General features: G+C 73.3%; 21 protein-coding genes. 3 read left to right on the top strand and 18 right to left on the bottom strand.

Annotated features, from left to right (window positions below):
• Positions 1-61 precede the first annotated feature (61 nt).
• From AB6L24_RS12365 to infC, 9 genes are all read right to left on the bottom strand, one after another.
• Complete coding sequence (locus AB6L24_RS12365) at positions 62-1,411, bottom strand: transcriptional regulator (RefSeq protein WP_405655077.1); 1,350 nt, start codon at positions 1,409-1,411, stop codon at positions 62-64.
• A gap of 270 nt (positions 1,412-1,681) precedes the next feature.
• Entirely contained in the window at positions 1,682-2,836 is a 1,155-nt protein-coding gene (locus tag AB6L24_RS12360) for a PP2C family protein-serine/threonine phosphatase (RefSeq protein ID WP_405655075.1), read from the bottom strand.
• A 240-nt stretch (positions 2,837-3,076) separates the two neighbouring features.
• Positions 3,077-5,635: a phenylalanine--tRNA ligase subunit beta gene (gene pheT / locus AB6L24_RS12355; protein ID WP_405655072.1), complete on the bottom strand. Its 2,559-nt coding sequence runs from the start codon at positions 5,633-5,635 to the stop codon at positions 3,077-3,079.
• Positions 5,635-6,786 carry a phenylalanine--tRNA ligase subunit alpha gene (gene pheS / locus AB6L24_RS12350; protein ID WP_405655070.1) on the bottom strand — a complete coding sequence of 384 codons (1,152 nt, stop codon included), beginning with the start codon at positions 6,784-6,786 and terminating at the stop codon, positions 5,635-5,637. The genes pheT and pheS overlap by 1 nt, the downstream gene beginning before the upstream one ends.
• Before the next feature lie 178 nt (positions 6,787-6,964).
• Positions 6,965-8,122: an ATP-binding protein gene (locus AB6L24_RS12345; RefSeq protein WP_380852822.1), complete on the bottom strand. Its 1,158-nt coding sequence runs from the start codon at positions 8,120-8,122 to the stop codon at positions 6,965-6,967.
• Positions 8,123-8,179: 57 nt separating this feature from the next.
• A complete protein-coding gene (locus AB6L24_RS12340; RefSeq protein WP_405655068.1) occupies positions 8,180-9,037 on the bottom strand; it encodes a TrmH family RNA methyltransferase in 858 nt (285 codons plus the stop codon).
• 269 nt (positions 9,038-9,306) lie between these two features.
• A complete protein-coding gene (gene rplT / locus AB6L24_RS12335) occupies positions 9,307-9,690 on the bottom strand; it encodes a 50S ribosomal protein L20 (RefSeq protein ID WP_016642495.1) in 384 nt (127 codons plus the stop codon).
• A gap of 96 nt (positions 9,691-9,786) precedes the next feature.
• A complete protein-coding gene (gene rpmI, locus AB6L24_RS12330) occupies positions 9,787-9,981 on the bottom strand; it encodes a 50S ribosomal protein L35 (RefSeq protein ID WP_380852815.1) in 195 nt (64 codons plus the stop codon).
• Positions 9,982-10,087: 106 nt separating this feature from the next.
• Positions 10,088-10,747, bottom strand: a complete 660-nt coding sequence (infC, locus tag AB6L24_RS12325; protein WP_380853125.1) for a translation initiation factor IF-3 — start codon at positions 10,745-10,747, stop codon at positions 10,088-10,090.
• A gap of 359 nt (positions 10,748-11,106) precedes the next feature.
• Here infC and AB6L24_RS12320 point away from each other — a divergent pair, with 359 nt between their 5' ends.
• The gene (locus AB6L24_RS12320) at positions 11,107-11,493 is read left to right on the top strand and encodes a DUF1844 domain-containing protein (RefSeq protein WP_405655065.1); all 387 of its coding nucleotides are present in this window, start codon (positions 11,107-11,109) and stop codon (positions 11,491-11,493) included.
• A gap of 29 nt (positions 11,494-11,522) precedes the next feature.
• Here AB6L24_RS12320 and AB6L24_RS12315 read toward each other — a convergent pair whose 3' ends face one another.
• The 3 genes from AB6L24_RS12315 to AB6L24_RS12305 form a co-directional block, all read right to left on the bottom strand.
• Positions 11,523-12,248, bottom strand: coding sequence for an SseB family protein (locus AB6L24_RS12315; protein ID WP_405655063.1), 726 nt, complete (start codon positions 12,246-12,248; stop codon positions 11,523-11,525).
• A gap of 105 nt (positions 12,249-12,353) precedes the next feature.
• Positions 12,354-13,529: a type VII secretion-associated serine protease mycosin gene (gene mycP, locus AB6L24_RS12310; RefSeq protein WP_405655061.1), complete on the bottom strand. Its 1,176-nt coding sequence runs from the start codon at positions 13,527-13,529 to the stop codon at positions 12,354-12,356.
• Positions 13,526-14,383 (bottom strand): hypothetical protein, encoded by an 858-nt coding sequence (locus AB6L24_RS12305; protein ID WP_405655049.1) that lies wholly within the window; start codon positions 14,381-14,383, stop codon positions 13,526-13,528. The genes mycP and AB6L24_RS12305 overlap by 4 nt, the downstream gene beginning before the upstream one ends.
• A gap of 2,030 nt (positions 14,384-16,413) precedes the next feature.
• Here AB6L24_RS12305 and AB6L24_RS12300 point away from each other — a divergent pair.
• A complete protein-coding gene (locus AB6L24_RS12300; RefSeq protein ID WP_405655044.1) occupies positions 16,414-17,616 on the top strand; it encodes an amino acid deaminase/aldolase in 1,203 nt (400 codons plus the stop codon).
• 62 nt (positions 17,617-17,678) lie between these two features.
• On the opposite strand, the gene AB6L24_RS12295 is transcribed toward AB6L24_RS12300, so the two are convergent.
• The 6 genes from AB6L24_RS12295 to AB6L24_RS12270 form a co-directional block, all read right to left on the bottom strand.
• Positions 17,679-18,644, bottom strand: a complete 966-nt coding sequence (locus AB6L24_RS12295; RefSeq protein WP_405655042.1) for a DUF2510 domain-containing protein — start codon at positions 18,642-18,644, stop codon at positions 17,679-17,681.
• A gap of 115 nt (positions 18,645-18,759) precedes the next feature.
• On the bottom strand, positions 18,760-20,058 hold the full coding sequence (locus AB6L24_RS12290) for a haloacid dehalogenase-like hydrolase (protein ID WP_405655040.1): 1,299 nt from the start codon (positions 20,056-20,058) through the stop codon (positions 18,760-18,762).
• Between the two features lie 22 nt (positions 20,059-20,080).
• Positions 20,081-21,373, bottom strand: a complete 1,293-nt coding sequence (locus tag AB6L24_RS12285) for an HAD family hydrolase (RefSeq protein WP_405657138.1) — start codon at positions 21,371-21,373, stop codon at positions 20,081-20,083.
• Positions 21,374-21,482: 109 nt separating this feature from the next.
• Positions 21,483-22,271: a 3-oxoacyl-ACP reductase gene (locus AB6L24_RS12280; protein WP_289953074.1), complete on the bottom strand. Its 789-nt coding sequence runs from the start codon at positions 22,269-22,271 to the stop codon at positions 21,483-21,485.
• A complete protein-coding gene (locus tag AB6L24_RS12275; protein ID WP_405655038.1) occupies positions 22,268-23,638 on the bottom strand; it encodes an aldehyde dehydrogenase family protein in 1,371 nt (456 codons plus the stop codon). The genes AB6L24_RS12280 and AB6L24_RS12275 overlap by 4 nt, the downstream gene beginning before the upstream one ends.
• 9 nt (positions 23,639-23,647) lie before the next feature.
• A complete protein-coding gene (locus tag AB6L24_RS12270; protein ID WP_405655036.1) occupies positions 23,648-25,012 on the bottom strand; it encodes a glutamine synthetase family protein in 1,365 nt (454 codons plus the stop codon).
• A 78-nt stretch (positions 25,013-25,090) separates the two neighbouring features.
• Here AB6L24_RS12270 and AB6L24_RS12265 point away from each other — a divergent pair, with 78 nt between their 5' ends.
• Positions 25,091-25,837 carry a FadR/GntR family transcriptional regulator gene (locus AB6L24_RS12265; protein WP_405655033.1) on the top strand — a complete coding sequence of 249 codons (747 nt, stop codon included), beginning with the start codon at positions 25,091-25,093 and terminating at the stop codon, positions 25,835-25,837.
• Positions 25,838-25,858 lie beyond the last annotated feature (21 nt).

Genomic DNA, 25,858 nt, shown 5'->3' with positions numbered 1-25,858 from the left:
GCCTGGCTTCGCCCCCGCTCGTCGCGGCAGCACAGAGGTCGCGCGTCGCCGCGCCGCACTCCTACAGCGGGACCCGCAGTGCACCGTCGATGAGTTCGGCGGCCTCGGCCGTGCCCGCGCAGTCGCTGCGCACCAGGTGCTCACGCACCGCCCGCAGCCGGTCGCGCAGTCGCTGTGACTCCATCCCGCGCACCTGTTCGGCCATTTCCACCGCCGTGGCCACCGCCTCGTCGGTGTTGCCCTGGCGCAGCTCGATCTGGCTCAGCATGGCGAGCCGGTGCACCCGGCCCCGGTCGTGCGCCGGGGTGTCCACCGCCGCCGCGGCGTGCTCGTGCGCTCCGGTGAGATCCCCGAGGCTGAGCAGCGCCTCCGCCACCTGTACGTTCACCAGGCCGGGCTGGACATAGCCCGTCTCGTCCGGCTCGCGCCCCCGCCGGATCCGGTCGGCCGCGGCCTCGGCACGCCGGATGCAGGACAGCGCGCTGCTGCCGTCACCCAGGTGTGCGTACGCCTTGGCCTGCATCGCGTACAGGTCGGACGCGAGCGCCGGGGTGATGTCGCGGCCCGCGGCGCGCAGCGCGGCCTCCGCGAAGGCGACCGCCTGGCGGTACTCCCGCATGAACAGCGACTGGTTGACGAGCAGCGCGATGACGTACGCGCCGAGTCCCCGGTCCCCGCTGGCCTTCGCCAGGCGCAGCGCCTGGTGGAAGTAGCGCTGGGCCAGGCCGTGCGCGTCCGAGTCGTACGCGCAGATGCCCGCGATGGCCACCAGGCCGCCGGTCGCGCGGTGCAGCTGACGGCCCATCGCGTCGGTGTAGCTGCCCCGGAGCAGCGGCGCCGCCTCGGCGTTGAGGAATCCGACTATGCGGGTGCGCATCGCCACGCCGCCCGTCTTGCGGTACATCTGCTCGTAGTGCGTGCGGGCCGCGCGCATCATCTCCACCTCCGCCATGCTGACCGGGTGGCGTCCGCCGCGGGAGACGTCCACGTCCTCGGGCGGGTTCTCCCACTCCCAGACGGGCATCACGGCGGGCGTGCCGGTGACGGCGGGGGCGCCGAGGAGGTGCGGGCGCTGCTGTTCGTCGGAGCGCCACAGCGCGGTGGCCCGCTCGACGAACCCGGAGAGCGTGGAGGCCATCGAGCCCTGCCGGGCGGCCGGGATGCCGGGCACGCCGAGGCCGATGTCGTCGAGCGCGACCGTGCGTTGCAGGCGGGCCGCGAGGACTTCGCAGATCAGGTCGGGCACCTGGCCGCGGGGGCGCTGGCCCTTCAACCAGCGGGCTACGGCGGTGTGTTCGTATCTCAGCGAGAGACCTCTGGCCTTTCCCGCCTGGTTCACATGGGCGGCGAGGCCCGCGTGCGAGATGCCCGCTTCGTCGAGGATCGCGTCGAGCAGGGTGTTGGGCTGCATGGATGCCCTCCGGAGGCTCGGTGCTGTCAAGCCTAGTGGAGCTGTCTTCACACGGGGTGTGAACGGAGTGCCCGCATCCGGGGAGCGCGCGCTCTGCCGCGCCGGGCGCGTGGTCGGTTGACTGAGAGCCCTCACCAGGAGGCGGCCGGGCCGCCGGCTCCCCCTCATACAGTGCGGCGGCCCCTCTGTGGCGCCGTCCGATCGGCCGTCGTCTGCCCGGCAGTTCCGCGACGGCCCGGACGGCGCAGGCCGCATCGGGCCGGGCGGTGTTCAGCTCATGGTGCGGGCGCGCCGTCCGGTCTCGGTCGCCTGGGACGGCACCCGCGAGCGGTCGTTGCGCAGGACCAGGAGCGCGGCGTCGTCGGACGTCAGCCGGCCGATGTGGCGCAGGAGTTCGCCGTACACGGTGTGGATGACGCGGTGCGGGGCGACGGGCGGGGTCCTTGCGGCCTCGCTGAGCACGGACCGCAGCGGGAAGAACCGGCCCGCGTTGTCACGGGCGTCCTCCATGCCGTCGGTGTACAGGACGAGGGCGTCGCCGGGCAGCAGCCGTCCCAGGTGCGCGGGCGGCAGTTCGGCCGGGAGCGGGAAGGGCCCGAGCGGCGGCAGCGGGTCGCCGCCCGGCATCGGCTCGGCGCGGCCGCGCAGCCGATAGGGCCACGGATGGCCGCAGTTGAGCGCCATGACGTCGCCGTCCGGGCTGATCTCCACCAGCAGCACGGTCACGAACTCCTCGGCGAGCGGGCTCTCCGGCGGGGCGGACCCGCTCGCGGGGTGCTCGGCGCGGGAGCGCTCCCGCAGGTGCCGGGCGAGCGCGCGCTCCAGGCGGCGCAGGACCAGCGGCAGTTCGGGCTCCTCGTGGGCGGCCTCGCGGAAGCTGCCGAGGACCGCGGCGGCGGTGCCGATCGCGGCGAGGCCGTGGCCCCGGACGTCCCCCATCACCAGGCGCACGCCGTGGTCGGTGGCCGCGACCTCGTACAGGTCCCCGCCGACGGAGGCGCCGTGCGTGGCCGAGAGTCGTCCGGCGGCGAGCGCGAATCCGTCGACGCGTGGCGGCAGCGGCCGGAGCAGGACGTTCTGCGCGGCGCCCGCGACCTCCCTGAGCTGGCGCAGCTCGCGCAGCAGCGCATGGCGGACCTGCAGGACCAGGCCGGTGCCGACGGCGAAGAAGACGGCGCTGGTGACGATCCGCGCGCTCAGGCTGTGCTGTTGGGCGAGCGGGCAGGTCAGTTTGTACGTGACGGCGACGGCGCCCCAGACCGTGGGCAGGCCGAGCGCGAGCGCGCGGCGCAGCCGACGGGTGCGGGGTCGCTCGAACGACGTGGTGGCTCCGGGGCAGTCTCCCTGGGGAGTTCGTGCCCGAAGTCTCGCCGTGCGGTGGGCCCCGGCGCTGCCACGGGGCGCGCGAGGCTTGATCCGGATCATGCCGACGGCCCCCTAAGGCCCAGTCCAGCGTGCGGGCCGTGTGCGGGACCGGCCCCTACGGCCGAACTGATTCTGTCGACCGCATGGGCGGATCGGGTCAGATCACCGGAAGTTGTCACCCTAACGAGTGAGGGGCGCATCCGTGTCCACGGATACGCCCCTCAACTGCGCCTTCGCGCACCGGCGATGCCTTCGCGCCGCCGTTCGACCCCGCCGCCGAGGCGCCGGGGCCCGCGGGGGTCACGCCCCGCGCAGCACCGCGCCGGTCACCTCGGCCGCGCGCGCCACGGCCGCGTCGCGCGCGGCGGTGGCCTCGTCGACGGTCAGCGTGCGGTCGGCGGCGCGGAAGCGCAGCGCGTACGCGAGCGACTTCTTGCCCGCGCCGACCTGCTCGCCGGTGAACACGTCGAACAGGCGGATGTCCTCGAGGAGTTCACCGGCGCCGTCGCGCAGGAAGGCCTCGACGACGGCCGCGGGCACGTCGGTGTCCACGACGAGCGCGACGTCCTGCGTGGCCACCGGGAACGCGGAGATGCCCGGCGCCTGGAGGGTGCCCTCGCCGGCCTTGGCGAGCACGTCCAGGTTCAGCTCCATCGCGCAGCTGCGGGCGGGCAGGCCGAGCGCCTTGATGACGCGCGGGTGCAGCTCACCGGCGTGGCCGACGCTGACGATCTCGCCCTCGGTGCCGTCCTCTGCGACGCCGTCGGCGTGCTCGACGAACACGTTCAGCTCGGCGCAGCGGCCCGGATGCCAGGGGCCGTACTGCCCTTGCTGGACGATGAGTTCGGCCCCGGCCGCACGGGCCACGGTGCGCGCCGCCTCGACGGCGTCCGCCCAGTCGGCAGGACGGCCCTTGCCCCACCAGCCGGCCTGCTCACGGGCGCCCGCGAGGACGACCGCGACGTGCCGGGGCTGGTCGGGCAGCGCCCGGTTCTGCGCCGCGATCTCCTCGTCCGTGGGACGGCGGTCGACGGGCAGCCGGGCCGGGAGCGCGGCCTCGTCGCCGTCGGAGGTCTCACGGGGGTGGAAGACCAGGCCGGTCTCGAACAGCGCCAGGTCGTGGCTGCCGCGCCCGTCGTTGCGGCGCAGCGTGGCCAGCAGGCCCGGGAGCAGCGTCGTACGGAGCGCGGGCTCCTCGTCGGACAGCGGGTTGACGAGCTTGACCACGCGGCGGTTCGGGTCGTCCTTGTCGAGGCCGAGCTGGTCGAAGACCTGCTCGCCGACGAACGGGTAGTTCGGCGCCTCGACGAAGCCGTCCCCGGCGAGCGCGCGGCCCACCCGGCGGTGCAGCCGCTGCCGCTCGGTCAGACCGCGCCCGGCGGGCGGGCGGGGCAGCGTCGAGGGCAGGTTCTCGTACCCCTCGAGGCGGATGACCTCCTCGGCGAGGTCGTTGATCTCGGCGAGGTCGGGCCGCCAGGACGGCACGGTGACGGTCAGGGAGTCCTGGCCGTACACGTCGCAGCCGACCTCCTGGAGGCGGCGCACGACGGTCTCGCGGCCGTAGACCACACCGGCGACGCGGTCCGGGTGGTCGGCGCGCATGGTGATCGTGTGCGGTGCGGAGGGCGCGATGACCTCCGTGACCCCGGCCTCGGCGGTGCCGCCCGCGAGCAGCACGAGGAGGTCGACGGTGCGCTGCGCGGCGGCGGACGCGGCCTGCGGGTCGACGCCGCGCTCGAAGCGCTTGGCCGCCTCGGAGGACAGCTTGTGGCGGCGCGCGGTGCGGGCCACGGAGACCGCGTCGAAGTGCGCGGCCTCGATGACGACGTCGGTCGTGCCCTCCCCCTCATCGTGGTCGGCGATCTCCGTGTTGGCGCCGCCCATGACGCCCGCGAGGCCGATCGCGCCGCGGTCGTCGGTGATCACCAGGTCCTCGGCGTCGAGCACGCGCTTGGTGCCGTCGAGGGTGGTGAACTTCTCGCCCTGCTCGGCCCGGCGCACGCCGATGGTGCCCTGGACGCGGGAGCGGTCGTAGGCGTGCAGGGGCTGGCCGAGCTCCAGCATCACGTAGTTGGTGATGTCGACGGCCAGCGAGATCGGGCGCATGCCCGCCTTCTGCAGACGGCGGCGCAGCCAGATCGGCGAGCGGGCGTCGGGGCGCAGGCCGGTGACGGTGCGCGCGGTGAAGCGGTCGCAGCCGGCCGGTTCGCTGACGCGCACCGGGTAGCCGAAGGAGTTCGGCGCGGGCACGTCGAGCAGCGCCGGGTCGCGCAGCGGCAGGCCGTAGGCGGTGGCGGTCTCGCGGGCGACGCCGCGCATCGACAGGCAGTAGCCGCGGTCGGGCGTGACGGCGATGTCCAGGACCTCGTCGACGAGTTCGAGCAGCTCGATGGCGTCGGTGCCGACCTCGTGCTCGGGCGGGAGCACGATGATGCCCCCGGTGCCGTCGTCGCCCATGCCCAGCTCGTCGCCGGAGCAGATCATGCCGTGCGAGGTCTTGCCGTACGTCTTGCGCGCGGAGATCGCGAAGTCGCCGGGCAGGACGGCGCCGGGCAGGACCACGACGACCTTGTCGCCGACGGCGAAGTTCCGGGCGCCACAGACGATCTCCTGCGGCTCACCGGTGCCGTTGGCCTGACCGACGTCCACGGTGCAGAAGCGGATGGGCTTCTTGAAGCCCTCCAGTTCCTCGATGGTGAGGACCTTGCCGACGACGAGGGGGCCCTTGAGGCCCGCGCCGAGCTGCTCGACGGACTCGACCTCGAGTCCGGCGGCGATCAGCTTGGCCTGCACGTCGCGGCCGGTCTCGGTGGCGGGGAGATCGACATACTCCCGCAGCCAGGAAAGCGGGACCCGCATCAGATCTCCATCCCGAACGGCCGGGTGAAGCGCACGTCACCCTCGACCATGTCTCGCATGTCTTCTACGTGGTGGCGGAACATCAGCATCCGCTCGATGCCGAAGCCGAAGGCGAACCCGCTGTACTTCTCGGGGTCCACGCCACAGGCGGCGAGCACCTTGGGGTTGACCATGCCGCAGCCGCCGAGCTCGATCCAGCCCTCGGAGGAGCAGGTGCGGCAGGGCTTGTCGGGGTTGCCCACGGACTCGCCCCGGCACACGTAGCAGACCATGTCCATCTCGGCGGACGGCTCGGTGAACGGGAAGAAGTTCGGCCGGAGCCGCGTCTTCATGCCCTCGCCGCCGAAGAGCGCCTGCACCATGTGGTCCAGGGTGCCCTTGAGGTCGGCCATGGTCAGGCCCTCGTCCACGGCGAGCAGCTCGACCTGGTGGAAGACGGGGGTGTGGGTGGCGTCCAGCTCGTCGGTGCGGTACACCCGGCCGGGGCAGATCACGTACACCGGGGGCTCGCGGTCGATGAGCGAGCGGATCTGCACGGGCGAGGTGTGGGTGCGCAGGACGACGCCGGACGCGTCGTCGGCGGCCTTGGCATCGCCCGGGGCCCCCAGGGACGCGGCGTCGACGAAGAAGGTGTCCTGCTCGCCGCGGGCCGGGTGGTCGGGGCCGATGTTCAGGGCGTCGAAGTTGAACCACTCGGACTCGACCTCGGGGCCCTCGGCGACCGCGTAGCCCATGGCCACGAAGATGTCCTCGATGCGCTCCGACAGCGTCGTCAGCGGGTGCCTGGCACCGGCGGGGACGCGGTCGTGGGGCAGCGAGACGTCCACGGCCTCCTCGACCAGGACGCGCGCGTCGCGCTCGGCCTCGAGCTCGGTCTGGCGGGCGGCGAGCGCCTTGTTCACGGCGCCGCGGGCCATGCCCACGCGCTTGCCCGCGTCGGCCTTGGCCTGCGGGGGCAGCGCGCCGATCTCGCGGTTGGCGAGCGCCAGCGGCGAGGTGCCGCCGGTGTGGGCGGTCTTCGCCTCCTGCAGCTGGTCGAGGTCGGCGGCGGCCGCGAAGGCGGCGAGCGCCTCGTCCCGCATGCGCTCGATCTCTTCAGGTTTCAGTGCCTCGACCTCGACAGGGTCGTACGACTTGTTCGGTGCCGACATCTCTTCCCGTGCTTCCGTTGGCTGGCGGATGGTCCCCGTCGACCGGGTCGAACTGGGTCGACTAGTCGGAGACGACTGGTCCTGAGATCGTCCCGAGAATGGGGACACAAAGGTGCCAACGACCGAGTCTAACGGGGGTGCGGTGAACGCATGCGCCCGCGGGCGGCCGCGGCGATGATCACTGGAGATACGCCGGGGCCCCCACGGGCAACGTAAATCGGAACCGGGCGCCGCCGCCGGCCGCGCGGCCCACGGTGATCGTGCCGCCGTGCGCTTCGACGATGCCCTTCACGATGTACAACCCCAGTCCCGTCCCGCCGCGTTTGCTGCCCCGCCAGAAGCGGGTGAAGACGCGGCCCATGGACTCCTCCGGAATACCGGAGCCCTCGTCGCTGACGGTGACCGCGGTGTCGGCTGCCCCCCGCACCCGCAGGGAGGGCGAGGGCGCCACGTCAATGGTGACCGTTCCCTCACCGTGGCGCACGGCATTTTCCAGCAGGTTGCTCAGCACCTGGTCGATCTTGTCCGGGTCGGCCCAGAGGTCGGGCAGCGGTTGCTGCACCCGCACCAGGAAGCGGTCCGCCTCCTGCCCGGCGGCGACGTGGGCCTGGATGTGCCGTCCGACGGCCGCGCCGATGTCGACGGGCTGGCGCCGCAGTTCGAGGCGCCCGGAGTCGATCCGGGAGATGTCGAGCAGTTCGGCGATCAGCCGTGTGACGCGGTTGGCGTCGGCGTCCACCGTCTCCAGCATCAGCTTCTTCTGGTCGTCGGTGAACCGCTCCCACTTGGCGAGCAGCGTCGCCGTGAAGCCCTTGACGGACGTCAGCGGGGAGCGCAGTTCATGGGCGACGGTGGCGATCAGCTCGGCGTGGCTGCGCTCGGTGCGGCGGCGGGCCTCGGTGTCGCGCAGGGAGACCACGAGGCGGCGCAGCGGTCCGGTCGGCCGGGTGCGGACGTACCGGGCGGACACGAGGACTTCACGGCCGCCGGGCAGGAGCAGGTTCCGCTCGGGCTGGGCGACCCGCGTGGCGAGGCCGCCGTAGGGGTCGGTGAGCTGCCACCAGCGGCGCCCTTCGAGGTCCTCGAGGGGCAGGGCGCGCTCGATGGAGGCGCCCATGGCGTCGCTGGCGCGGACGGCGGTGATCCTGGCCGCGGCGGCGTTGAAGCAGATCACGCGCCCCGTCTCGTCGGCGACGACAAGGCCGTCGGGCAGGTCGTCCGGGTCGATGCCGAGCTCGCCGGGGCCCGGGGTCGCCTGGCCCGGCTGGCCCGACTGGCCCGCGGGAGGGCACAGGATGTCCCGCACTCCCGGTGGTCTGCTCGTGCCGACAGTCATTCCCCGTATCCCCGCCTCTCGGAACCGGCGCAATGGGCCTGTGAGCCCGACACACTACTAGCCGGGGGTGACGGAGCGGCACCCTCCGGCGGCGCGCTGTGCACGGGCGGACGCATAGAGGCATACGGCTGCCGCCGTCGCGAGGTTCAAGCTCTCGGCGCTTCCGTGGATCGGAACGCGCACCACCGCGTCGGCGAGTGCGCGGGTCTCCTCCGGCAGGCCCCAGGCCTCGTTGCCGAAGATCCACGCGGTCTCGGTGCCCATGGTGCCCTGGTCCAGCTCGGCGTCCAGGTCGTCGGCCCCGGCCCCGTCGGCGGCGAGCACGCGTACGCCCGCGCCCTTCAGGCCGCGCACGGCCTCCTCGACGGGCACGCCCACGGCGACCGGCAGATGGAAGTGCGAGCCGACCGAGGCGCGCACGGCCTTGGGGTTGTAGAGGTCGACGGAGGCGTCGGTGAGGATCACGGCCTCGGCGCCCGCGGCGTCGGCGCAGCGCAGCACGGTCCCGGCGTTGCCGGGGTCGCGGACGTGGGCGAGCACGGCGACGAGCTTGGGCCGCCCGGCGAGGATCTCCGTCAGCGGCACGTCGAGGAACCGGCACACCCCGACCAGGCCCTGCGGGGTGACGGTGGTGGAGATGTCGGCGATGACGCTCTCGTCGGCGAGGTGCAGGGTCGCCCCGGCGTCCCGGGCCGCGCCGACGATGTCCGCGTACCGCTCGGCGGCCTCGACGGTCGCGAACAGCTCCACGAGCGTGGCCCGCCCGTTCCCGCGGTGCCCGGCGGCCTCCCGTACGGCCTGCGGCCCCTCGGCGAGGAACAGCTGTTCCTTGCCGCGGAAGTTCCGCTTGGCGAGCCGCCGCGCGGCGCTGACGCGCGGGGACCGCGGGGAGATCAGGTCCGGACTGATGGCCATCAAGTCGCCTTAGGGGGTACGGGGTCGGGACGTGGCGCCGCCAGGAGAGGCGGCCGGTCAACCCGCCGCGGAGCGGGCTGTCGGCACGCCGCCGCGAGGCGGGTGTTTCTTCCCCGCCGCGACGGCGCTGGGCCGAGACGGCGGATTCCGGCGGTGCCGAACCGCCCGGAGCGACGCGCGGCGAAGAGCCGGGCCGCAGGCAGAACGCGACGGGACCCGCAGGCCCGATGGCCTGCGGGTCCCCTCACAGCTCAAGCCGAGTGCGAACGTCAGGCGGCCTTGGGGGCGTTGACGTCCGACGGCAGGGCCTTCTGCGCGACCTCGACCAGCGCGGCGAACGCGTTGGCGTCGTTCACGGCCAGCTCGGCGAGGATCTTGCGGTCCACCTCGATGTTGGCGGCCTTCAGACCCTGGATGAAGCGGTTGTAGGTGATGCCGTTGGCGCGGGCAGCGGCGTTGATGCGCTGGATCCACAGCTGACGGAAGTCGCCCTTGCGCTTCTTGCGGTCGTTGTAGTTGTAGACGAGGGAGTGGGTGACCTGCTCCTTCGCCTTGCGGTACAGGCGCGACCGCTGGCCGCGGTAGCCGCTGGCCTGCTCGAGGATCGCCCGACGCTTCTTGTGGGCGTTGACTGCCCGCTTGACGCGTGCCACTTGTTAACTCCTTGTAGCGGGGCCGTGGTTGGACTCACACGACCCGGTATCGATTGGGTCCCGGTCAGAGTTCAGGCGCGCGCCGCGCGCCCGGACTCACTTGCCGAGAAGCTTCTTGATCTTCGCGGCGTCGCCCGGGGCCATCTCGGCGTTGCCACTGAGGCGACGCGTCAGACGGGACGACTTGTGCTCGAGCAGGTGGCGCTTGCCGGCGCGCTCGCGGAGCACCTTGCCGGAGCCGGTGACCTTGAAGCGCTTCTTGGCACCGCTGTGCGTCTTGTTCTTCGGCATAGCGCCGTTCTCTCCTCGTCAGTGGCACTCCGATGCCCGGTCGTGAGACCGGGCATCCCGGAGCGTCATGTGTTCGATTGGCGATCCCTGGACTCGCGTCCGGGGATCAGGCCTCGGCGGGAGCCTCGGCCGGGGCCTCGACGGGGGCTTCGGAAAGCTCCTCCTCGGCGGCGTTCTGCGACTTGCCCGGATTGGCCTTCGCTTCCGCCTTGCGAGCCGCCTGGGCCTCACGGGCCTCGGCCATCGCCTCGGTCTTCTTCTTGTGCGGACCGAGGACCATGATCATGTTTCGGCCGTCCTGCTTCGGGTTCGACTCGATGAACCCGAGCTCCTGGACGTCCTCCGCGAGCCGCTGCAGCAGCCGGAAGCCGAGCTCCGGACGGGACTGCTCGCGACCACGGAACATGATCGTGATCTTGACCTTGTCGCCCTGCTTGAGGAACCGGACGACGTGACCCTTCTTGGTGTCGTAGTCGTGCGGGTCGATCTTCGGCCGGAGCTTCATCTCCTTGATGACCGTGTGCGCCTGGTTCTTGCGCGCCTCACGGGCCTTCATGGCCGACTCGTACTTGAACTTCCCGTAGTCCATGAGCTTGCACACGGGCGGACGGGCGTTCGCCGCGACCTCGACCAAGTCCAGGTCGTACTCCTGCGCAAGCTCCAGGGCCTTGGCAAGCGGGACAATCCCGACCTGCTCGCCGCTGGGACCGACAAGTCGCACCTCGGGAACGCGAATCCGGTCGTTGATGCGGGGCTCGGCGCTGATGGATCCTCCTCGGTAGCACCACGCGACCGTCTGGCGGACAGCCGCGTTACGTCTGTTTTCTCGACCAACCGCGCCGGAACACAAAAAATGCCCCGACTGATCACAGAAGGGGCTCCAACGAATACCGGAGCACCTCCGTGGTGATCACGGGGCGCATCGGGCGGTGCATCACGCGCTGCGCGGTGTCCGCCTGACCGGTGACCCGCCGCTCCATGGAGCGGCCAGGTGGGAGATCGGAGCCTCCACTTGTGGGCCGGACGCTTGCGTTGGCACGCGGGTGTCCAGCCGGTCGTTACACAAGGTTAGCAGGTCCCGGGGGGTGGGGCTAACCGCCGGGACGCGGCTCTAGGGTGAGGGGCATGAGTGACACGAGTCCCGCGGCGACCCCCGCCCCCCACGACGCACCCCGGAGCCCCGGCTTCGACGCCATGACCCGCGACATCGCGGACGTTCCCGCGGTCGAGGTGATCACGACGGTCGCGGTGCACCTGATGAGCGCGGCCGCGGTGAACCTGGGCCTGGCCGAGGAGGGCGAGGCCCACAAGGACCTGGACGAGGCCCGCAAGCTGATCCAGGCGCTCGCCGGTCTGATGGACGCGAGCGCGACGGAGATCAGCTCCTTCCACGCGGCGCCGCTGCGGGACGGTCTGAAGTCGCTGCAGCTGGCCTTCCGCGAGGCGTCCCTGGTGCCGGACGAGCCCGGTCAGGGTCCCGGCGAGAAGTACACGGGCCCCGTCTTCGGCTGACGGCCCACGGGAGCACACGCACACACGCGTCAGCGTACGTAGAGGGGCTCGCCCGGTGGCGTCGCCTCGGCCGGCAGGAGTGCCAGGTCGAGGCCGCGCACCAGGCGGGCCCTCAGTGTTTCGTCGGCCGCGAGCGCTTCGGCGACGCGCTGGGCGGCGGCCTGCGGGGCGGTGGGGTCGAGGACCAGGGCGAGGGTGCCGTCGGCCGTGCCGGGGCCGAGGTGGGCGCGGAGCACGGCGGGCTCGGCGGCGACGACGGCGCGCACGGCGTCGACGACGGCCGGGTCCGTGAGCGGGTCGGCGCTGCGGCGGCCCTCGGCGAGGGCGATCAGGGCGGGCCGGTTCAGCTCGTACGGGACGGGGCCCGCGAGGTCGAGCACGATCGTGTCGGCCTTCTCGTGCGCGGCTGCCTGCAGCGCCTGGTGCAGCGGTACGGCGACGGGGCGGGCCTCGGGGTCCCACAGGGCGAGCGCCTCGGTGGAGGTGAAGGCGGGCAGGGCGGTGCGGTGCCCCGCCTTGAGGGTGGGCACGGCCATGTCACTGGTCTTCTCGCGCCGCAGTCCCTTCTCGTCCTCCTCGACCTCACCGAGCACGGCGACGACGGGTACGAGGAGCCGGGTCCCCGCCAGCGCTTCGAGCACCGGCCCGTGCGCGGTCCTGTCCTCCGCCCAGGCAGCGAGCGCGGCCCGCAGGGCGGGGTCGGCCGACCCGTCGTCGTCGGAGAAGGGAGAGTCGGGAATGTTCTTGTTCGCCACGGTCCGACCCTAGCCCGCCGTGGGACGGCGCTCGCGGGCCGCCCTCCCGCGCCACCGGTCTCCCGCACCGGCACACGAGGCCACCCGCGCCCGACAGCACCCGCCCTACCGCCGGGCCGAAGCCGCCCGCCCCCGCCACAGCCACACGCCCGCCGCCAGCAGGGCCACTCCCAGGCCGCCGGCCACGGGGCCGACCCAGCCGGCGGGGCCGTCGTCCTCGGGGGCGTCGTCCGGGCCGGGGCCGAAGTACTTCTCGGTGCGGGCCGTCGTCCGCAGGGACTGGGGCTTGATCTTGTCGGCGCGGGCGAGTGCCGCGACCGGGTCGACGAGGCCGAAGCCGCGGGAGTCGTCGCGGCCGCCGGCCGGGGTGTCGCGTGCGGTGTCCCGCAGGAGCTTCTTGATCTCGGCGGGGCCGAGGCCGGGGTGGGCGGCGCGGATGAGGGCGACGGCGCCGGAGACGAACGCGGCCGCGGCGCTGGTGCCCCAGCCCTCGTAGTACCTGCGGTTGGGGTCGGCGATCACGACGTCGTCGCCGGGCGCGGCGACGGTGGCGTACCAGCGGCGGGTGGAGAAGGGGGCGCGTACGCCGTTGCTGTCGACGGCGGTGGCGGCGATGACGCCGGGGTACGCCGCGGGGTACGAGATGTGGTCGCCGCGTTCGCCGCCGTTGCCCGCCGAGGCGACGACGACGGCGCCCTTGCGCAGGGCGTACTGCACGGCGGCGTCCTCCGTCGGCTCCGGGTGGGCGGACTTGGAGTCGTCGCCGAGGGAGAGGTTGATGACGTCGGCGCCGTGGTCGGCGGCCCAGCGGATGCCTTCGGCGAGGGCGTTGCCGCGGGTGGAGCGGGCCTTCCTGCGGGCGGGGTCGCCGTCTTCGAGGATCACGCGGACCGGCAGGATCCGGGCTTCGGGGGCGATGCCGAGCACGCCGTCGCTGCGGCCCGCGCCGTGCCCGTGACCGGCGACGATCCCGGCCATGGCGGTGCCGTGCCGGGCCCAGGACCTGTCGCCGCGGCGGGCCCCGAAGCCGACCATGTCCTTGCCGGTCAGGACGTTGCCGACGAGGTCGGGGTGGGAGGCGTCCACGCCGGTGTCGAGCACGGCGACGGTGACGCCCTCGCCCTTGGTGGTGCGCCAGGCCTGGTCGGTGCGCATCACGTCGAGGGCCCACTGCTGGGCGCGGATGCCGTCGTCTGCGTACGCGGGGCTGGTGGCGGGCAGCAGCACGCAGGTGGTGGCGAGGGCGGTGACGGCCGCTTTGCGCAGTCCGCGCAGGGTCATGAGGACTTCTCCGTGGCCGCGGTGACGGTCTTGCGCAGGCCGCGCTCGACGCGGTCGGCGATGCCCTTCGCGTCGTTGCCGAGCCCCGCCTGGCCGGGGGCGGAGGTGGCGTCCGCCTTCATGGCCTCGGCGGCGGGCTCCGGGTCGGTGACGGCGCGGCCGTCGGCGAAGCCGGAGACGGCGTAGGCGACGACGGGGGCGTCGGGCAGGACGGACAGGGTCCAGGTGGCGCGCTGGAGGTCGCCGAAGCCGGCGGCCAGGGTGCCCTTGGCCGCGTACGGACGGGGCATCAGGTCCGGCCGGGAGTCGAGGCCTTCCTCGGTGAACCGGGTGCGCAGGGCCCGCATCGCCTCGGCGTCCGCCTTCGTGAACAGCAGGCCGACGGTGGTGACGTGGCTGCGGGTCGCGTCCGCGTACGTGGCGCGCAGCAGGCGCAGGCAGCCCGCCGGGGCGAGGGCCTTGCGAAGCAGCGGGTCGAAGGCGTCCTTGCAGGTGCTGTCGGGGGCGACGGCGACGCGGTTCCAGGTGCGGTCGGCGCCGCCGGGGCCCGCGCCCTCGCCCCTGATCGAGGGCGGGAACAGTTCGTCGACGGGCACGCTGTGCCACAGCTCCCCCGCCTCGACGTACGCGTTCCGCGAGCCGCCCGCCGCGTCCGACTCCCCCGTCAGCCAACTCCCCGTCGCCGCACCACCGATGAGCCCGAGCCCGAGCACGACACAGGCCGCGGCGGCCGCCGCCCGGGGCCGCACCCAGGCGCCGACGGGGCGCAGCCGGGTGGTGGTGTCGTCGTACAGCGCGGGCCGCGCGAGAAACACGAAGGGCCGGCCCGTGTCGGGCCCCGGCGTCAGATCCACGGCCCCGACGGCCCGACGAGCGGCAGCGGTCCGCCGCGCGGCAAAGGCCCGCACGGCTCCCGTTCCGGCGGCGGTGACACCGGCGGCCCCACCGCTCCGGCCTTCCGCCTCCCCGCCGTTCGCCCCCTGCGGGCCACCACCGCGCGGCGCGGGGAACGACGGCGGGGCGCCCCCGGGGCGGGACGGCGGTGTAGCGGGGGCTTGCGGGGCGGCGGGGGTCGCGCCCGTACGCGCGGAGGGCACGGGGCTGCTGCCGCCCGTCTCGCGTCGGGTACGGCCCGCCGAGGTGGAGGGCGGGTCCAACGGCGGGGCGGGCGTGGCGAGTTGGCGGGTGGTGGCGGTGCGGGGGTCACCGGCCGGGGTGGGGGTCTCGGTACGACGGTCCTGCGCGCCGGGCGCGGAAGCCGGGGCGGGGGTTTCGGTGTGCGGGGTGGTCGCGTTCGGGGCAGGGGTTGCGGGGCGCCGGGCCGTCGTGTCCGAAGCAGGGGCGGTGGTGCGGGGGTCCCTCACGTCCGGGGCGGGAGCAGTGGTGCGCAGGTCCTTCGTGCCCGGCGCCGCGTGGGCAGCGGTACGTCGGCCCTGCGCGTTCGGTGCGGTACCGGCGGCGGCTTCGGCAGGTGGATTCCCTGCGCCCGGGGCAGGAGCGGTGGCCATGCCCGAGTCCCCCGCGCCCGGGGCAGGAGCGGTGGCCGTGCCCAAGTCCCCCGCACCCAGGTCCACGACGGCAGCGGCACCTCGATCCTGCCCGCCCGGCCCGGCCCCAGCCGCGGCCTCAGCGCGCGCATCGCCCGCGTTCGGGGCAGCCGCGGCGCCGGTACGCGGGCCCCTCGCACCCAGCGCCGGAGCCGCAGCGTCAGGTCGGTCCTGCGCGCCCGGCGACGCGGCGGCACCCCGTTCCCCGGCGCCCGGCACGGAGGCAGGAGGGCTCGACGGACGTGCGGGCACCCCCGGTGCCGTCGTCGGCATCGCGGGCGCGGCGGTGGCCCGGGCCGCCGCAGGGCGTGGACGTGAAGTCGGCACGGCGGGGAGCGGGTTGGGGATGCTCGGCGCGGGCGGCACCGGCGGGGTGCCGCTCGTACCCGCGGTGCCCTGGGCCGGGCCCTCTGCGGGCGGCGGCACGGACGGAGGCGCGTCCGGCAGGCGCGCCGAGGCGGGCGGCGGCGGAGGCGTGTCCGGCACCCGCTCGGCGACTGCGTCCTCCCGTGCGGGCTTCGGAAGCCGCACCCGGTCGAACGGCGCCATCAAGTCCGCGACGAGCGAGTCCTGGTCGGGCACCGGCAGCTCCTCGTCGAGGTCGCCCCCGTCGTCCGCCTCGGCCGCACCACCAGCGCCACCCGTGCCACCCGTGCCACCCGTGCCACCCGTGCCACCCGTGCCACCAGCACCATCACCACCACGACCGGCACCGGCACCAACCGTGCCCGAGGCACCGGACGCGCCCGCGCCGCCCCCCGTACCCCGCAGAGACGTATCACCATGGGACGGGCCACGGGCCGCGCCACCGGCCGAGCCCGCGCCCGCCCCCAGCGTCGCCTCACCACGAGCCATCGGCGGGCGGACGTCAGGAAAGCGCGCGGTCGCGACCGGAGGCGGTGGGTCCGCCGGGGCGGGTGGAACGGGCGGCGCAGGCGGAACGCCCGGAGCGAGCGTGCTGCCGAACGCACCCGAGTCGGAGCCGAACGTCGTGGACGCCGCCTCCGCAGGCTCAGTGGCCGTCCCGGCCGAACCAGAAGCCCTCCCCGTAGGGCCGAATGGAGCAGTCGTGGAAACCGGCTCGGCAGGCTCGGGCGGAGGGTCGGTCGCGTCGCGTGCGGGCGGCGGCACCCGTGGTGGGGTGCCGGGACGTGGGGGGACGGGGGGCCGTCGCGCCTCCGTGCTCATGCACCCCCCGTTCCGTCGCGTCGCGCGCTCCCTGCGTGCGCGTCACTCTACGGGCTGACCCGACGCCCACGGGCACAAGGCCGCGGCCCCGGGTGATCTGCCCGGATCATCCCCTACCCTGCGGTAGCCACGTCTGGCAGGCTGCGTTCATGAGAGGCCGAGCCGCAGACCGGGCCCGTTACGACCGGGCCACCGCGCACCTCGACGCGCCGCTCGCCGTCGTCGACCTGGAGGCGTTCGACGCCAACGCCGACGACTTGGTGCGGCGGGCCGGGGGCAAGCCGATCCGGGTGGCGAGCAAGTCCGTGCGGTGCCGGGCGCTCCTGGAGCGGGTGCTCGCCCGGGACGGGTTCGCGGGCATCATGTCGTACACCCTGGCGGAGTCCCTGTGGCTCGCCCGCTCCGGCTTCGGCGACGTCCTACTGGCCTATCCGTCAGCCGACCGCGCCGGCTTCGCCGAGCTGGCCACCGACCCCAAGCTCGCCGCCGCCGTCACCGTCATGGTCGACGACCCGGCGCAGCTGCGGCTCATCGACGACGCCCGCGACGGCGGCCGCGAAGAGGTCCGGGTCTGCCTGGAGTTGGACACCGCCCTGAAGCTGCTCGGCGGCCGGGTGCGGATCGGCGCGCGGCGCTCGCCGCTGCACGAGCCCGCGCAGGTAGCGGCCCTGGCCCGGGCGATCGCGCGGCGGCCCGGGTTCCGGCTCGTGGGCGTGATGGCGTACGAGGGTCATGTGGCCGGGGTCGGGGACGCCGTCGAGGGGCATCCGGCCAAGTCGCGGGCCGTGCGGCTGATGCAGGCCGCCGCCCGCAAGGAGCTGGCGGACCGCCGTGCCGCGACCATCCGCGCGGTCCGGGCCGCGGCGCCGGGCCTGGAGTTCGTGAACGGCGGTGGCACGGGCAGCGTCCAGCACACCGCCGCCGAGGCCGCGGTGACCGAGATCGCCGCGGGGTCGGGCCTCTATGTGCCGCGGCTCTTCGACAACTACACGTCGTTCAGCGGGCGTCCGGCCGCCCTGTTCGCCCAGCCGGTCGTGCGCAGGCCGGGGCCCGGCGTGGTCACCGTGCTCGGCGGCGGCTATCCGGCGTCGGGCGTCGCGGGGGCCGACCGCTCCCCGGTGCCGTATCTGCCGGACGGGCTGCGCTACGACCCGCAGGAGGGCGCGGGCGAGGTGCAGACCCCGCTCATCGGGCCGCCCGCGGACGACCTGCGCATCGGCGACAAGGTGTGGTTCCGGCACGCCAAGGCCGGTGAGCTGTGCGAGCGGTTCGAGAAGCTGTACCTGGTGGAGGGCGACCGGGTGACGGGCAGCGTCCCGACGTACCGCGGCGAGGGCCACACCTTCCTCTAGCCCTTCGGCGACCAGCCCTCCGGCGACCCGGCACCCCTGCCGTCAGCCCCGCCGACCCCGCCTCACGGCGTCGGCTCGACGCTGTTGCCCACTCCCCCGCCCGTCTCGCTGTCCCCCACCGGCCTGATGCCCTCGATGACCTTGTCGATGTCGGACAGCGGCGGCGCGCCCTTGGCCGCGTCGATGGTGAAGCGGACGATGACCATCGCCTCGGAACCGGTGCTGGACGGGAACGCGAGGGACTGGACGTACCCGCCGGGGCCCTTCTCGGTGTGGACGCGCCAGCGCACGAAGTAGCCGCTGCGGCCGCCGACCGCGACCGTGCCCGCCTTGACCTGCTGGTGCCGGGTCATGCCGCCGAAGGGTTCGCGGCCGATGGAGTCCTCGTCGTACGCGGCGTCGACCGCGTCCTTGATGTCCTTCTTGGCGAGCTTCTCCGGCGAGCGCTCGTCGGTGCCCGTGGCCGTGCTCGACGTGATCTTCCCCTGGCGGCAGAGGCCGGGGTCGCCGGGGCAGTCGTAGGTGTCGGGGGTCTGCAGGGTGAGTTCGTCGCCGACGGTGTTCTCGGCCTTCTCCCAGCCGGACGGCACCGGCAGCGTGATGCCGTTGAGCTGGTCGACGATGGTGTCGGGGTCCTCGTCGGGCGCGGACGTCCCCGGCGCCGGGGAGGACGTCGTCGGGCTCGGGGCTTCCACCGCCGACGTCGTGGGCGCGGTGCTGCCCTGTGGGTCGCCGTCGTCGCCCTGGAGCACGACGACGCCGGTGACGATGGAGGCGACGAGGACGGCGCCGGCCGCGCAGATGGCGACGGTCTTGGCGCGGTTGCCGCCGCTCCCGCCGCCCGCGGGCACCGGCTGCATCACCGTGGTGGCGAGGCCCGGCTGCGGCTCTGCCGGTTGGTACCCGACAGGCACCGTGGGAGCGGCGGGCGCCCGCCGGTGCTCGGTCCACGCGGAGCCGTCCCACCAGCGCTCGGTGCCGGGCGTCGACGGGTCCGGGTACCAGCCGGGAGGAGGCGTCATGCTCATCCCGGCACTCTAGGACGTGGCCAGGAGCCACCACCAACCAGAGCGGGCCGGGTTCCGCGAGGAACCCGGCCCGTCACCCGAAGTCCGGTCTCAGTACACCTCTCGGTGCACCGCGTCAGTACACCGAGTCGACCTGGTCGGGCACCACGGAGCCGTCGCCGCGCAGCACGGGCGTCCTGCCGCCGTCCGGCGCGTTGTAGGCGGACGTGGAGCACGGGTAGGTGCCGCTCTTCTGCGGCAGCGGCTCGATGAACATCGGGTTCACGACCCAGCGCCCGTCGGCGTTGTCGTACGCCCGGCACATGAACTCGCCCTTGTTGCGGTTGAGCACGAGGTGCGCGCCGGTGGCGTCGCCGACGAACGTCACGTCGGTGTCGGCGTCGCCGCCGCCGATCGCGATGCGCTTGCTCCAGCGCTGCTTGTCCCAGGCCTTCTTGCCCTTGATCTTGTAGATCTCCTGGTTGATGAAGCAGCGCTTGCCGTCGATGTACGGGATGACGTCGCCCTTGTTGACGCCGACGCCGCCGCAGCCCTGGTTCCAGGTGGTGATGCGGCCCTTGCCGTCGAGGACGGAGCGGATGGCGACGGTGTGCTTCCGGTCGATGCCGACGCCCCGCGACCACACCTCGGCGACGGGCTCGGAGCCCGCGGACACGATGTAGACGTCGAATCCGGCCTTCTTCAGGGTGCGGATCAGGTCGCGCTGCTGGTCGTAGTAGCGCACGTACCCGGGCACGGTGTGGCTGCCGATGGTGCGGGTGGTGCCGATCGGCGCGGCGAGGGCCTCCGTGCGGGCCTTCTTCGCGTACGACTCCAGCTGCTTGACGGTGCGTCCGGCGAACAGCTGGGGCACCCAGGCGTACTGCGGGACGGTGCGGCGGTGGTTCCAGGTGCCCTCGAAGGCGGCGGCGCCGCTCATCGTGGTGCCGTCCTCGCGGATCTGGAGGATCTCGTCGGCGCAGGCGCCGTTGGTGGAGGTGGGCAGCGGCTTGCCGACGGGCACCTTGGTGCCGCAGGCCTTGGTCAGGGCGCGGTGGCCCGCGGCCGTCATCCACTTGCTGGAGGACTTCCAGCTCTTGGGGCGCAGGATCTTGTCGTGCCGCAGCGCCCAGCTGATGGTCGCGTCGGTGACGTCGTTCTTGGTGATGGTGTTGTCCCAGTCGAAGGCGGCGACCGGGCGCTTGGTGCCATGACCGAGGTGCGGGTCGGAGCACGTGCCCCGCTCGTCGATGACCTGCTGGAGACGGGCGCGGTTGTCGCCGTACCAGGAGAGCTTCTTCGACAGCTGGGGACAGTGGGCGCCGGGGTGCGGCGCGGGCGCGGCCGTGGCGGCGGCAGCGGGAAGCGTGACGGGCCCGGCCACCAGGGCGGCGGCCGAGGCCAGCGTCAACGCCAGAACGTTTCTGTTACGCATGTGCGTGGACGGTACAGCAGTCCTACGGGGCGGTTGAACCCCCGTACACCGTGTCCTGTTGGTCCGCGATGACCGATCCATCCGTGCGGCGCACCGGAGCCTTCGTGCCGTCCCGTCCGGTGTAGCCGGTGGTGGCGCACGGGTAGGGCGCGGACTGCTTGCCCTTGGGCTCGATGAACATGGGGTTGATCAGCCAGCGCCGGTCGCGGTTGTCGTAGGCGCGGCACATCAGCTCGGCCTTGTTGCGGTTGAGGACGAGCCTGAGGCCCGTGGCGTCGCGCAGGAAGGACACGTCGGTGTCGGAGTCGCCCGCGGCGAACACCTGGCGCTTCGCGGCCGGTTGGACCCGCTCGGCGGCCTTGCCGCGCACGCCGAGGATCCGCTCGTTGATGGCGCAGCGCTTGCCGTCGATGTACGTGATCATCGAGTCGGCGCCGTCCTTGACGGAGCCGCAGCCCTTGAGGCGGGCGGTGAGGCGGCCCTCGCGGGTGACGTTGCGGATGCCGATGGTGTGCCGGGCGTCGAGGCCGACGCCCTTCGCCCAGACCTCGGCGACGGGCTCGGGCGAAGCGGAGACGACGTACACGTCGAACCCGGCCTTCTTCAGGGTGCGGATCAGATCGCGCTGCTGGTCGTAGTAGCGGGCCCAGCCGGTGACCTTGCCGGTGCCGACCCGCTGTTCGGCGCCGACGGGCGCGGCGAGGTTCTCGGCGCGGGCGGCGGCCGCGAAGTCCTTGACGCGGGCGGGGCTCCAGCCGCGCAGGAGCTGGGCGAGCCAGGCGTACTGCGGCTCCATGCGGCGGTGGTCGAAGCCGGCGAAGGCGGCCTTGCCGGTGGTGGTGGCGCCCTCGCCGTACACGGCGGCGATCTCGTCGGCGCAGGCCGCGTTCGTGCGGGTGGGCAGGGTGCGGCCGGTGGCCGGGCAGGCCTTCGCGAGGGCCTTGGCGGCGGGGGCGGTGAGGTAGCGGCTGGTGGTGCGCCAGTCGCCGCGCTCGGGGGTGCGTATCTTGCCGTGGCGCAGCATCCAGAACATGGTGGCGTCGCCCACGTCGTTCTTGATGACCGTGTTGTCCCAGTCGAAGACGGCGAGGGGCTTGTGGCGCCTGTCGTAGCTGTCGCCGCAGCGGCCGTAGGTGTCGAGGAGGCCCTGGAGGCGGGCCTTGTTGTCGGCGTACCAGCCCTGGGAGACGGTCAGGGCGGGGCACTTCGCGGGGGCGCGGTGCGGGGTCGGAGCGGCCTGGGCGGTGGTGGCGAGGCCGGTCCCCGCGACGGCGAGGGCGGCCGCCGCGGCGGCCAGGCGGCGCTTGATCTTCATGAACACGGTGCCTGTCTACGCAGGTCAGCCGGGCGCCTCGCGACGCCCGGCTGACAGGTCGGTGGCCTCTGGGTGAACTACAGGCGGGGTGGACTACAGGTGGCGCGGACTACAGAGGCGTGACGTACGCCCCGGAGATGCCGCCGTCGACCAGGAAGTCCGTGGCGTTCACGAACGACGAGTCGTCGCTGGCGAGGAACGCGACCGCGGCGGCGAGCTCCTCGGCCTCGGCGAAGCGGCCCACGGGGATGTGCACGAGGCGGCGGGCGGCGCGCTCGGGGTCCTTGGCGAACAGCTCCTGGAGCAGCGGGGTGTTCACCGGGCCGGGGCACAGCGCGTTCACGCGGATGCCCTCGCGGGCGAACTGCACGCCCAGCTCGCGGGACATGGCGAGGACGCCGCCCTTGGACGCGGTGTACGAGATCTGCGAGGTCGCCGCGCCCATCCGGGCCACGAACGAGGCCGTGTTGATGATGGAGCCCTTGCCCTGGCGCCGCATGTAGGGGATGGCGGCCTTGCAGCACAGGTAGACGGAGGTGAGGTTGACCTCCTGGACGCGCTTCCAGGCCTCCAGGCCGGTGTCCAGGATGGAGTCGTCGTCGGGCGGCGAGATGCCCGCGTTGTTGAAGGCGACGTCGACGGAGCCATAGGTGTCGTACGCCGTCTTGAACAGCGCCTCGACCTGCTCGGCGTCGGTCACGTCGACCTTCACGAAGGTGCCGCCGACCTCCTCGGCGGCCTTCTTGCCCGCGGTCTCGTCGATGTCGCCGCACACCACGTTCGCGCCCTCGGCGGCGAGGCGGCGGGCGGTGGCGAGGCCGATGCCGCTGCCGGCGCCGGTGATGACGGCGGTGCGGCCGACGAGACGACGGCAGATGTTTTCCTGAGCCTGGGTCACTGAGCGGGCCCTTCCGTGCTGATGAAGACGTTCTTGGTCTCGGTGAAGGCGGCGAGGGCGTCCGGGCCGAGCTCGCGCCCGAGGCCGGACTGGCCGTAGCCGCCGAAGGGGGTCCAATAGCGCACGCTGGAGTGCGAGTTGACGGACAGGTTCCCGGCCCGTACCGCCTGCGAGACGCGCAGCGCCCGGCCCACGTCCCGCGTCCAGACCGAGCCGGACAGGCCGTACTCGGTGGCGTTGGCGAGGCGGACCGCGTCGGCCTCGTCGTCGAACGGCAGGACCACGGCGACGGGCCCGAAGACCTCCTCGACGGCGACCGCGGAGGTCGGCCCGGCGTCGGTGAGGACGGTCGGCGGGAACCAGAAGCCCGGCCCCTCGGGCGCGTGGCCGCGGATGCCGGTGCCCGCGGGCACGTAGGACCGCACCCGCTCCAGCTGGGCCCGGGAGATCAGCGGTCCCATCTGCGTCTTCTCGTCGGCCGGGTCCCCGACGACGTACGACTCGACCGCGGGCGCGAGCACCTCGACGAAGCGGTCGTACGCGGAGCGCTCGACGAGGATGCGGGTGCGGGCGCAGCAGTCCTGGCCGGAGTTGTCGAGGAAGGAGCCGGGCGCGGCGAGGGCCGCGGCCTCCACGTCGGCGTCGGCGAAGACGATGTTGGGGCTCTTGCCGCCGAGTTCGAGCGTCAGGCGCTTCACGCGGTCGGCGCACTTGGCCATGATCTGCTTGCCGACGCGCGTGGAGCCGGTGAACACGATCTTGGCGACACCCGGGTGCTCGACGAGCGCGTTCCCGGCGACGGCGCCCTCTCCGGGCAGGACCTGGAACAGGCCCTCGGGCAGACCCGCCGCCAGGGCCAGCTCGGCCAGGCGCAGGGCGGTCAGGGGCGTGGTCTCCGCGGGCTTGAGGACGACCGCGTTGCCCGCCGCGAGGGCCGGGGCGGTGCCCCAGGCGGCGATGGGCATCGGGAAGTTCCAGGGCGCGATGACGCCGACGACGCCGAGGGGTTCGAGGATCGTGACGTTCAGGCCGCCGGACACCGGGATCTGGCGGCCGTTCAGCCGCTCGGCGCCGCCGGCCGCGTAGTCGAACAGGTCACGGGCGTTGCCCGCCTCCCAGCGCGCGTTGCCGATGACATGGCCGGCCTCGCGCACCTCCAACTGGGCCAGTTCCTCGATGTGTTCGTCGATGACGGCGGCGAAGCGGCGCAGGATCCTGGCACGGTCGGCGGGGGCCGCCGCGGCCCACTTCACCTGGGCCGCGGCGGCGCGCGCCACGGCCGCGTCGACGTCCTCCGCGGTGGCGGCGGGGACGGTCGCGACGACGTCCTCCGTCGCCGGGTTCAGTACCTGAAGGGACTCAAGCAAGGAAGTGCCTCACATGCGTTCGAAGGAGCGGCGGAGCTCCCAGTCGGTCACCGCGGCGTCGAAGGCGTCCAGCTCGACCCGGGCCATGTTGCGGTAGTGCGCGACGACTTCGTCGCCGAAGGCGGCCTTGGCGACGGGGCTGTTCTCCCACAGCTCGGCGGCCTCGCGGAGCGTCGTCGGGACGTGTTCGTAGTCGCCGGTGTAGGCGTTGCCGGTGCAGGCGTCGGGCAGTTCCAGCTTCTGCTCGATGCCGTAAAGGCCCGCGGCGACCAGTCCCGCGACGGCCAGGTAGGGGTTGACGTCGCCACCGGGCAGCCGGTTCTCGAAGCGCAGCGAGCGGCCGTGGCCGACGACGCGCAGCGCGCAGGTGCGGTTGTCGTAGCCCCAGGCGGCGGCCGTCGGCGCGAAGGAGCCCGGCTGGAAGCGCTTGAAGGAGTTGATGTTGGGCGCGTACAGGAGCGAGAAGTCGCGCAGCGCCGTGAGCTGTCCGGCGAGGAAGTGCCGCATCACGTCGGACATCCCGCCAGGGCCGTCCCCGGCCATGGCGTTGTTGCCGTCGGCGTCCTGGAGCGAGAGGTGGATGTGACAGGAGTTGCCCTCGCGCTCGTTGTACTTCGCCATGAAGGTGAGCGAGACGCCCTCCTGCGCGGCGATCTCCTTGGCGCCCGTCTTGTAGATGGAGTGCTGGTCGCAGGTGACGAGGGCCTCGTCGTAGCGGAACACGATCTCGTGCTGGCCGGGGTTGCACTCGCCCTTGGCGGACTCCACGGTCAGCCCCGCGGCGGCCATGTCGTTGCGGATGCGGCGCAGCAGCGGCTCGATGCGTCCGGTGCCGAGGACCGAGTAGTCGATGTTGTACTGGTTGGCGGGCGTCAGGCCCTGGTAGCCCGCGTCCCAGGCCTGTTCGTAGGTGTCCTTGAAGACGATGAACTCCAGCTCCGTGCCGACGTGGGCGCTGTAGCCGAGCTCGGCGAGGCGGTCCAGCTGGCGGCGCAGTATCTGGCGCGGGGCGGCCACGACGGGCTCGCCGTCGTTCCAGGCGAGGTCGGCCATCAGCAGGGCCGTGCCCTCGTTCCAGGGGACGCGGCGCAGGGTGGAGAGGTCGGCGTGCATGGCGAAGTCGCCGTAGCCGCGGTCCCAGGAGGACATCGCGTATCCGTCGACCGTGTTCATCTCCGTGTCGACGGCGAGAAGGTAGTTGCAGCCCTCCGTGCCGTGCTCGAGGACCTCGTCGAGGAAGAACCGGGCGGCGAACCGCTTGCCCTGGAGCCGCCCTTGCATATCGGGGAAGGCCAGGACGACAGTGTCGATCTCGCCGCTCGCCACGAGAGCACGCAGCTCCTCGATGCCGAGCGGGGGTGTGCGGTCTGCCACGGGAAAAGCCTCCTTGGGTCAGCCGAGTGGCCATAAGGTATTGCCGAGAACCATTGCTTGGGAAGGGGGTACGGGCAGATGTCGCACGCGGAGACGGACGACTCGCACCTGCGGGGTGACGACCGGCTGACGCAGGTCCTGCGTCCGGTCCGGGCGGGCAACGGCTTCGAGGAGGCCCTGGAGCAGATCCTCCAGGTGGTCCGCCTCGGCCTGGTGCCGGGCGGGGAGCGGCTTCCGGCCGAGCGGGAGCTCGCCGACCGGCTCGGGATCAGCCGGGTCACGCTGCGCGAGGTCCTGAAGGTGCTCCAGGACCAGGGGCTCGTGGAGTCGCGCCGGGGGCGCTACGGCGGCACGTTCGTGCGCCCGCGCCCGGAGGCGGCGGGCGAGGACGAGCTGCGCCGGCGCATCGCGGACGTGGACGTGGAGGACGCGCTGCGCTTCCGGGAGGTCCTGGAGGTGGGCGCGGCGGGCCTGTGCGCCGCGCACGGGCTCGACGACGGCCAGGCGGGGCGGCTGCGGGACGCGCTCGCCCGCACCCATGACGCGCCGCTCGCCGAATACCGCCGCCAGGACACCCTCCTTCACCTCACCCTGGCCGAGCTGTCCGGCTCCCCGTCGCTCACCGCGCAGTACGCCGCCGTCCGCGCCACGGTCAACGAGCTCCTGGACTGCATCCCCCTTTTGGTACGGAACCTGGAGCACTCCCAGCGCCAGCACACCGCGCTCGTGGAGGCCGTGCTCGACGGCGACGCGGACGGCGCGCGGGAGATGATGCGCGAGCACTGCGCGGGCACGGCGGCGCTGCTGCGGGGGTTCCTGACCTGAGGCTCAGGCGCGCGGCGGGCG

This window comes from Streptomyces sp. RK9 (genome assembly GCF_045070545.1).
Lineage (GTDB): Bacteria > Actinomycetota > Actinomycetes > Streptomycetales > Streptomycetaceae > Streptomyces > Streptomyces alboflavus.
Note: the sequence above shows the minus strand (reverse complement) of the source record. Positions and strands in the feature narration are given on the sequence as shown.